Source organism: Aquabacterium sp., assembly GCF_004297345.1.
Lineage (GTDB): Bacteria > Pseudomonadota > Gammaproteobacteria > Burkholderiales > Burkholderiaceae_C > Aquabacterium.
Map to the genome: position 1 here is coordinate 1 of NZ_SCTN01000417.1, position 8,706 is coordinate 8,706.

Sequence of the window (8,706 nt, forward strand, 5' to 3'; positions counted from 1 at the left end):
CCAGGCCGGCACAGAAGATGCCGTTGCGCGAACCCAGCGAACCGTCGGCGTTCACGTTGAACTTGGGCACGACGAACAGGGAGATGCCCTTCGAACCAGCAGGTGCATCAGGCAGGCGAGCCAGCACCAGGTGGACGATGTTCTCGGCCATGTCGTGTTCACCAGCCGAGATGAAGATCTTGGCGCCGGTGATCTTGTAAGTGCCGTCAGCTTGTGGCTCGGCCTTGGTGCGCAGCAGGCCCAGGTCGGTGCCGCAATGGGGTTCAGTCAGGCACATGGTGCCGGTCCACTCGCCGGAGGTCAGCTTGGGCAGGTACAGCTTCTTTTGAGCGTCGGTACCGTGGGCTTCCAGGGCGGCGTGTGCACCGTGGCTCAGGCCAGGGTACATCGTCCAGGCCTGGTTGGCCGAGTTGTTCATTTCATAGATGGCCTGGTTGACCAGCTGAGGCATGCCTTGACCGCCCCACTCTGGATCGGCGCTCAGGCCGGACCAGCCGTTTTCGGTGTACTGCTTGTAAGCGTCCTTGAAGCCATCAGGTGTCTTGACTTCGTGGGTTTCCTTGTTCAGCACGCAACCTTGGGCGTCGCCAACCAGGTTCAGGGGAGCCAGCACCTTGGAGGCGAACTTGCCACCTTCTTCCAGCACGGCGTTGACGGTGTCTTCGTCCAGATCAGCGTAAGCAGGGATCTGCTTGAGTTCGTCAACAGCGCCCAGCAGTTCATGCATCACGAATTGCATGTCGCGCAGTGGGGGATTGTAGGAAGGCATCGTGAAGCTCCTCGGTCTTAAAAAAGCACGTTAAACAAGAAAACCTGATCTTGAAAGCCAGGCGACAGGGGGGTCAAACAGGTGTCAGAGGCGCTTTCGCCCCCCCGACGGTGGCCGCACCCGAAGGCGAGGCCTGTCCAGGCAACGTTACCGGCGCCCCCAGTGCATAGAACTGGAGCACGCGCTCGAACGCTGTACGAGCCCGATCAATCGCATCCGGCGAGCGCAAAAAGCGCGCGTCATGATGAAGCGACAGGATCAGGCCATGGATTTCAAACTGCATCTGCATCGGATCGGTGTCAGCGCGCAGGTGGCCCATTTCGACGGCCATCTTGATTGCACGCACGAGCGAACCGTGCCAGGTCACCACCATCCCGGCCAGCGCATCGCGCACGGGGCCCGGACGGTCGTCGAATTCAACCGCACCGCTGATGTAAATGCAACCGGAATCGATTTCCGTGGCCACCTTGGCCACCCAGTTGTCAAACAATGCACGCAGACGGGGCAAGCCGCGAGGCTGCCGAATGGCGGGCATGAAGACTTCCTCTTCAAAGCGCTCGTGATACTCCCGGATGACGGAAATCTGCAGTTCTTCACGAGAGCCGAAGTGGGCGAACACGCCCGACTTGCTCATGCCCGTGACTTCAGCCAGGGCGCCAATCGACAAACCTTCGATACCCATCTGGGATGCCAGGTTCAACGCGGCTTCCAGGATAGTGGCTCGGGTTTGCTGGCCCTTGTGTGCCCCGCGCCCACGCTCGCGCACCACCTCATGGGCGGGCTTGGCGTCGTGGGGGAGCAAATCGGACAAGGGCATTCCTCGGAATAAAACGAACGGTCGTGCTATTTTGCAAAAAAAGATGACGACTGTGTGCGCTTCCCAAAACTTTTTTTTGTGGCATTTCCCGCATTACGCGCCAACTTGCGTCAAGCGCGCCATTTGAAGCCATACGGCCTAGGGGTGCACCCTCGGGTGTTGTGACCTCACACCGCTACGGCCCATGTGATGCGTCAAACGCATGCCCAAATGCTTGAGAAAGTCACACAAGCTGCACTATCCTGTTTGCATCATCGCCTTTTGGAGGGTGTATGGACGTGCTACAGCTCGACGTGTCAGGCCGTCCGCAGGCTTGGCTGTCAGCCAAGGAAGCGGCGGCCTTGTATGCGAATGACGATATTGCGTGGACGCTGGGGAATCCCTTCATCGTTCTGCGCGGAGGCATCCAGCGCAAAACGGGGGTCCAGTCCCGGCTGGAACTGCATCCCATTGTGGCCGTGCACGGTGCGGTCCCCAGCCGAGCCTGGCGGCATGAACCGGCTTTGTCCAACCCCAAGTTGTTTGTGCGCGACCGCCAGGTCTGCGCCTACTGCGGCCACCACTTCCATCTCGATCACCTGACGCGCGAGCACATCGTGCCCACCTCACGTGGCGGGCACGACACCTGGATGAACTGCATCACGGCCTGCCGCAACTGCAATGGCCGCAAGGGCAACCGCACGCTGCATGAGCTGGCCTGGTCGCTGTATTACCTGCCTTACGTACCCAGCCTGCACGAAGACATGATTCTGCGTGGGCGGCGCATCGTGGCCGATCAGATGGAGTTCCTGCTGGCCAGCGTGCCGGCACACAGCCGGCTGCGATCCTGATCTCGCCGCGATCAAAAACGGGGCACATGGCCCCGTTTCTCTGCAACACCACTGGTCAGGGACCAGTGAGCATCAAGCCCAACTGCTGGGGATCAGTTTGGTGATCGTGGCTGGCGTGTTACCTGGCAAGGTCGTCTGCCCCTGCGCTGGCGGCGCAAAGCTGGCCATGGCATTGACCAGGCCCTGCACCTTGCTGGCACTCAGGCTCTTGCCATCGCTTGCCGTGATCTTCTCGACGTAGTGCGACGAGCCGAGGAACCAGTCCTGGATGGTGACCTGATCCTTGGTGCCAATCACACTGACATCCAGGTTGTTGCCACTGCGGCTCAGCCACAGCTGATTGGACTTGGCGGCCGTGATCTTGAGCAGATCGCTGTTGAGCCACGTGCTGTCGTTGTCCACGATGGTGTCGTGCCCATCCCCTGCAGAGAACAGATAGGTATCGTTGCCCTTGCCGCCGTTGAGCAGGTCATCGCCCTTGCCACCTGCCAAGGTGTCATTGCCAGCCAGGCCGCTGAGCGTGTCGTTACCGTCCTTGCCTGACAGCACATCCTTGCCGCTGGTGCCTGTCAGGGTCAGGTCAGCAGGCTTCTTCGCCAAGGCCAGCAAATCCGCCCCGCTGTAGGCGGTCGTCCCTGCGTTGATGCGCATGGTCAATGCATCGTTGATGTTGTCAATCGTGACGGTATCCGTTTTGCCTTTGAATCCAAGCACCAGTTGATTAGGGTGCGCCGCATCCCATTTGCCCACGATCAGGTCTGAGGCCACCATGTCGAAAGGCAAGGTCAGCGTGTCCTGAGCCCCAGCATGAATGACATCGCGCCCGCTGTTGGCATCAATACGGTATTCATTGCTGCCTGCGCCACCAATCAAGGTATCGTCGCCCAGGCCGCCCCAGATCATGTCGTTACCAGCCCCACCCGTGATCACGTCGTTGGCATCTGAGCCGGTAGACATGGTGGAAGCAGGATTCACACTGATCGGCAAGCTATTGACCTCCTGCCCCAACAGCTGGGCCCCCGTCAAGGTACGACCATCACTGAACTTGAGCGTCAGGGCACCCAGCTGACTGAATTTATCGAGGATGACATCCGTATCGGGCACCGCATCAGCCCCGAAGAACACCACCGCGCGGTCATCCGCCGCCGTCCCCTGACGCACGACCTTGACCTGATCGGCAGAAAGCCCATCGCCCAGTTCAATCACATCGGTGCCGTCAGCCTTGATCAAGGCCCCGACCTGGCCTCTTTGCACAATGAAGCGATCGCTACCTGCGCCGCCCACCAAAGTGTCGTACCCGCCTCCACCCATGAGGATGTCGTTGCCTGCACCGCCGTCCATGCTGTCGGCATAGAACGAGCCCTGCAGCACATCGCGCCCACCGCCGCCGCTGAGGCTGGCCCCCGGATAAGCGTTGCGGAAGTCCAGCCAATCGTCGCCAGCGCCGCCAGCCACGGTGCTGGTCGACACGTCGGCCGATGAGATGAACAGATTGGGCGCGGCCTTGCTGATCGCTGCCGCCCCTGTGATGCTGGTGCCGTCAGCGTACTTGATCGTCAAGCCCGCCAGCTTGTCGCTGGAGAGCAGCGTGACGTCATCCAAAGTCCCAACGATGCCGGCATGCACGGTGCCATCAGCGGCGTGTCTGTACACCACATCCGAAGCGGCCACACCCGACTTGAACGCCAGTGTGTCGGTATCACCCACGGTCAGGCGGTCCTGGCCATCGCCGCGGCCAAACAAGATGGTGTCAACCCCCACACCGGCATCAATGGTGTCATTGCCTGCGCCACCATCAATGGTGTCATTGCCCGCGTTGCCAAAGATGCTGTCGTCACCGGCTTGCCCGGTTATCTGATCGGCACCATCCGTCCCGCCTATGCGGTCATTGCCGGACGTGCCCTGCATGGCCTTGGCCAGCATCTCCGCGCGCCCCCAGCGGGTGCCGTCGGCAAATACCAGTTGATTTGGCTCGTTGGTCCAGTCAATCGCGTCCCCGTTCCCCAGCGACACCGCCGTCACCTTGGTGTACGTGGTGCCATCCTGAAGCGCGGCACTGACCTGGACATCTTTGGTCGAAATGCCCTGGCCTAGCCGAACGTCAAACCCGCCGCCATTGACCGTATCGTGCCCATCACCTCGGTTGAAGACGACCGTTCCTCCGCTCTGCGTCTGCAAGGGCATCACCAGGAGATCGTCCCCGCCGCCGCCCTCTACCGTATCGCTGCTGTCTGTGCAATACAGCGTGTCATTGCCCAGCCCACCCTTCAACGAGTCAGCACCAGGGCGCCCGATCATCTCGTCTGCACCGCCCGTACCCAAGAATACGCGTTGGCCGTCGTGCCATTGGCGCATGATCGAATCGATATCAGCGCTGGTCCAAACCGTGCCATCGGCAAACTCAACCCGATTCGGCGCCAGACCGTCGATCTGATCGGCTACACCACTGATCGACCAGCCCTTGGAATTGAAGTAGAGGCTGTCAGGTGTGATGCCAGCCCCCAAACGCAAGGTGTAGTTGGCCAATTCGTCCGACTGGATCGTGTCGCGGCCGTCACCCAAATTGAAGACCACGACATCGTCACCAGAGGGGATGCCTTTGCGACTCAAGACCAAGGTGTCGTCGCCCTGCCCACCCTGGAAGGTGTCGTTGCCCGTCGTGCCGACCAGCGTGTCGTCAAAGAAGGTCCCCACCAGCGAGGGTGCCTGTTGCGAGGCAATTTGCATCGCCAGCTGTTTGCCCGTGAGGCTGCCGCCATCCGCAAAACGAATGACCACGTTGTCGGTCTTCAGGAAGTCGTTGGGATAGGCGTACTGCGTGGAGGAGTACGGCACCGCCTCGCGGTCAAACACGCCGACATGCTCGCCTGTGTCATTGAAGGTGATCTCGACCCGGTCTTGTACGTCATTGACGTAATAGCCGCCACGCCCTGAATACGACAAATCTTGATGAACCATGCGGAAGGACACGTTGTGGGTCGACAGCACGATCACGTCGTCCCCACCAGAACCAGCGCCGTTGCGGAATTGGGCGATGGTGTCGTTGCCCTGTCCCGGAGACAGGTAGTAGGTGTCTGCTCTGGATGTGCTGAGCAAGGTGTCGTCACCCGTCGTGCCTTGCAACATGCGGGCACTGACATCGGCCTGCGTCCAGACTACGCCCGAGTCAAACTGAAGGCGCAAATTGGGCAAGGTTTGCGAGGTATCCCAACCGTAAATCAGCGCACTGCCACTACCCCAATCCAGCTTGAACGCACCACCCGGCACATTGATGCTGTCCTGCGTGATGCGCAGATCGTCCAGGTTGACAGCACCCTTGATGACGATGGTCTGGGTCGTGTTAGCTGCCGCTCCGGTCAGGTCGATGCGATGCTCGCCCACAGGGCTGACGATCTGGAAGGTGTCGGAGCCGCCTCCGCCTGTGAGCGTGTCGTCAGCGGCACTGGCCATCAAGGTGTCCGACCCCGCGGTTCCCAGCACGTTGACGCCCGCTCCAACGGGCGTCAACGTCACCTTGCCGGAAATGATGTCTGCATCACTGATCACAACACCGTTGCCAAAGCTCAGTGTCAGCGGCAATGCACCAAAGCCGGCATCCGCTGTGATCGGCACACCGGAAAGGAGCAAGGTGTCCCCGCTGTCATTAATGCGAACCAGCACGTCTCCCACCGAAAAACCGGGGGTCAAATTCCAGAAAGACACATCGGTCGATTTGACGTCCGCATCGAACGCCACGTTGGTCACCCCGGTGACCGGATATTGCGCACGAATCACATCGTGCCCGCTCCCCCGCCCGAAGCGGATGGTCAAGTTCTGCGCAGCGTTGCGGTTGAATCGGCCGTCAAGGACGTCGTTACCCGCCCCGCCATCCGCAAAGTCGGTGCCATCGTTCATCATCAGCGTGTCATCACCGGCCCCGCCATACAGGCTGTCGCCTCCCAGTTGCCCTGTGATGTAGTCGTTGCCCGCACCGCCCTGCAAAGTTTGCGCCCCCGCGCTGCCCGTCAGCACGTCGGCCCCTGCCGTGCCTTGCTGAAAACAGCGCACAAACAGGTCGGCAAAGCTCAAGCTGCTTCCATCAGCGAAGCGAAGTGCCCCAGTCGCGCCATTGATGGTGGAGCCGACCTGCCCCAGGTTGCTCAGTGTGAGCGTGTCGCTGCTGTCGGACCAACTGATGAAGGCGTCCTGACCATGCCGTGTGATCTTCATCGTATTTGAGGAGATACCTGCGCCCAGCACGATGTCATCGGATTGCCAGGCAGACTTCACGGTGTCATGACCAAAGCCTGCCGCAAGCTGATACTGATTCGTGCCATCACCACCAATGAACGTCTCGTCAGCGGCACTGCCGATCATGGTGTCGTTGCCGCCAAAGCCATACATCTCATGGGACCGGCCATCACCAACGATCAGATCGGCATTGCTGCTCCCTTGAACTTGTGCTTGTGCATGAGCGGGGTCTCGCAAGAAGCCCAGGATTTGATCTGCAGACCAGACAGTACCGTTTGCAAACTGGATGTTCTGAATCCCGGCCAGCGAATCGAGCGGCATTGGCGCAGCACCGAAAAACGACGTCCCGCCAGCCATGAATACGTCGCTGCTGCCTTTGATTCGCACACCCCAGGTCCACATCCCATACTGATTGCCGTAAGGCGGTGTGACGGTCGTGATGGGCCACGATTCAACGACGATGTCGTCAGGAGTGAGCCCTGGTGCCAATTGAATGGTGTTCTTGCCGTCGCTAACGACGAAACTCACTCGGCCAGAGCCCGGCCCGAAGCTGTAAGCATTGGTGCTATCGATGGTTGTCATGACGTTCCTCCACTCCGTATCCGATTGATGAATTTGCGCACGACCAGGTTCTAGATGAAGCCTGTCGCAACGTGAACTCAGGGGGCATGGCGCAGAGCGCCTGCCCTCACCATGCGCGTCAAGCCCAGCTACGGGCAATCAGCCTGGTGATGCTGGCCAGCGTCGTGTTGCCGCCCGCGCCCCCCTCCACACGGAAGGACCCCTGATCAGGGTGAGCGCATCCAGCGCCTGGGCCAAAAGCAAATATGTTGGCGGTGTCAATGGTTGACATGGGAAATCCTCCTGATGCGTTTTGATGTATGTCGTCATCGAAACACGCAGAAGGCTGGCGCACGACCCTGGGGTCAAGCGCCATGCCAAGCACGACTACGCCTCCTGCAATATTTCTTTTCTTTGGGGCGCTTTTCGCCCTTGGGACGACGTTAGCCGCAGAACGATGCGCCAATGGTCATCGTTTGCCCGCAGCCCCCGAATCAAGTGTTACAAGACTTGACTTGGCTGGAACGCAAGCTAGACCTTGCGAGGCCCTGGCACGCCCCGATCCACGACAAACCTGGCCTGGGTTCGCAATCGCGAATCTGGCCTTGCCGGGTGGGGTGTTCCTCGAAACTCGCAGGACAGTTGTCGAGGCGAGACGTCCAGCAGCGCATAACCACGCTCGTCTCCACGAACGTGCAGCAAGTCAGGGTTACTGCGCTGGATCATGCCGGACAGGAACTCGCTGAGACCCTTGCTGGAAAGGGACGTGGTGACAAACTCGCTGGCCACAATGGGCGAGGTGCGATCAAGCGGGTTGAGTCGCAGATTGGCCGCCACGTGTCGGTGCACATCACCACTGAGGCAGACGACGTCAGGCACACGCGGTTGTGCAATGGCCCCCATGAGGCGCTCACGTGCAGCCGGATAGGCATCCCAACCATCGGCATACAACAGCGGCCCCGCGGTCGTGTTGAGCACGCCAGGCGCAATCTGGGTGGGTTGGGCGATCAGCTTCCAGGCGCGCTCACTGGAGGCCAGCCCGTCTGCAAGCCAGTTCTCCTGGTCGTAGCCCATCAAGGTCCGCTCGGGCGCCTCTGCGGCCTGGCAATGCCACAAAGCCTTGCCGCTGGCGGGTGCATGGATACCGGAGCAGACATGGGCATCCCTGAACTGACGTCCGTCTATCGTCCAGATCTCGGCCAGTTGCCCCCACTCATACCGATCATGCATGCGCATGGCAGCACCGACCGGCGCGCGCGTTGGCGAGACGGGCAGGTGCTCGAAATAAGCCTGGTACGCCGCGGCACGAACGCGCAAAAACGCCTGCTGATCCGACAGGTCGGGGTTCGTGTCCCCGGCATAGTCGTTGGCCACCTCGTGGTCATCCCAGACCAGCAGCCAGGGATGCGCCGCGTGACAGGCCTTCAAGTCGGGGTCCAGTTTGTAGCTGGCGTGATGGGCCCGGTAGTCGCCCAGCGTGTAATGCGACTCTTCATCAG

The 8,706-nt window shown here is 60.4% G+C and carries 6 protein-coding genes; 1 reads left to right on the top strand and 5 read right to left on the bottom strand.

The window, feature by feature from the left end:
* Positions 1–769: acyl-CoA dehydrogenase N-terminal domain-containing protein (locus tag EPO09_RS16135; RefSeq protein ID WP_290644421.1), on the bottom strand; the 769-nt coding region annotated here is incomplete at its 3' end.
* Between the two features lie 73 nt (positions 770–842).
* Positions 843–1,538: a TetR/AcrR family transcriptional regulator gene (locus EPO09_RS16140; protein ID WP_290644440.1), complete on the bottom strand. Its 696-nt coding sequence runs from the start codon at positions 1,536–1,538 to the stop codon at positions 843–845.
* A 320-nt stretch (positions 1,539–1,858) separates the two neighbouring features.
* On the opposite strand from EPO09_RS16140, the gene EPO09_RS16145 reads away from it, so the two are divergent.
* Entirely contained in the window at positions 1,859–2,416 is a 558-nt protein-coding gene (locus EPO09_RS16145) for an HNH endonuclease (protein WP_290644423.1), read from the top strand.
* Positions 2,417–2,488: 72 nt separating this feature from the next.
* Here EPO09_RS16145 and EPO09_RS16150 read toward each other — a convergent pair whose 3' ends face one another.
* From EPO09_RS16150 to EPO09_RS16160, 3 genes are all read right to left on the bottom strand, one after another.
* Positions 2,489–7,228: a calcium-binding protein gene (locus EPO09_RS16150; protein ID WP_290644434.1), complete on the bottom strand. Its 4,740-nt coding sequence runs from the start codon at positions 7,226–7,228 to the stop codon at positions 2,489–2,491.
* Positions 7,229–7,346: 118 nt separating this feature from the next.
* Positions 7,347–7,499 (bottom strand): hypothetical protein, encoded by a 153-nt coding sequence (locus EPO09_RS16155; protein WP_290644436.1) that lies wholly within the window; start codon positions 7,497–7,499, stop codon positions 7,347–7,349.
* A 239-nt stretch (positions 7,500–7,738) separates the two neighbouring features.
* A partial coding sequence (locus tag EPO09_RS16160) for an alkaline phosphatase (protein ID WP_290644438.1) occupies positions 7,739–8,706 on the bottom strand: 968 nt, incomplete at its 5' end.

Bases quoted from the DNA above. Each gene is read 5' to 3' on its own strand.
- EPO09_RS16155 (WP_290644436.1), bottom strand. From the start codon at position 7,499: ATGTCAACCATTGACACCGCCAACATATTTGCTTTTGGCCCAGGCGCT.
- EPO09_RS16145 (WP_290644423.1), top strand. From the start codon at position 1,859: ATGGACGTGCTACAGCTCGACGTGTCAGGCCGTCCGCAGGCTTGGCTG.
- EPO09_RS16150 (WP_290644434.1), bottom strand. From the start codon at position 7,228: ATGACAACCATCGATAGCACCAATGCTTACAGCTTCGGGCCGGGCTCT.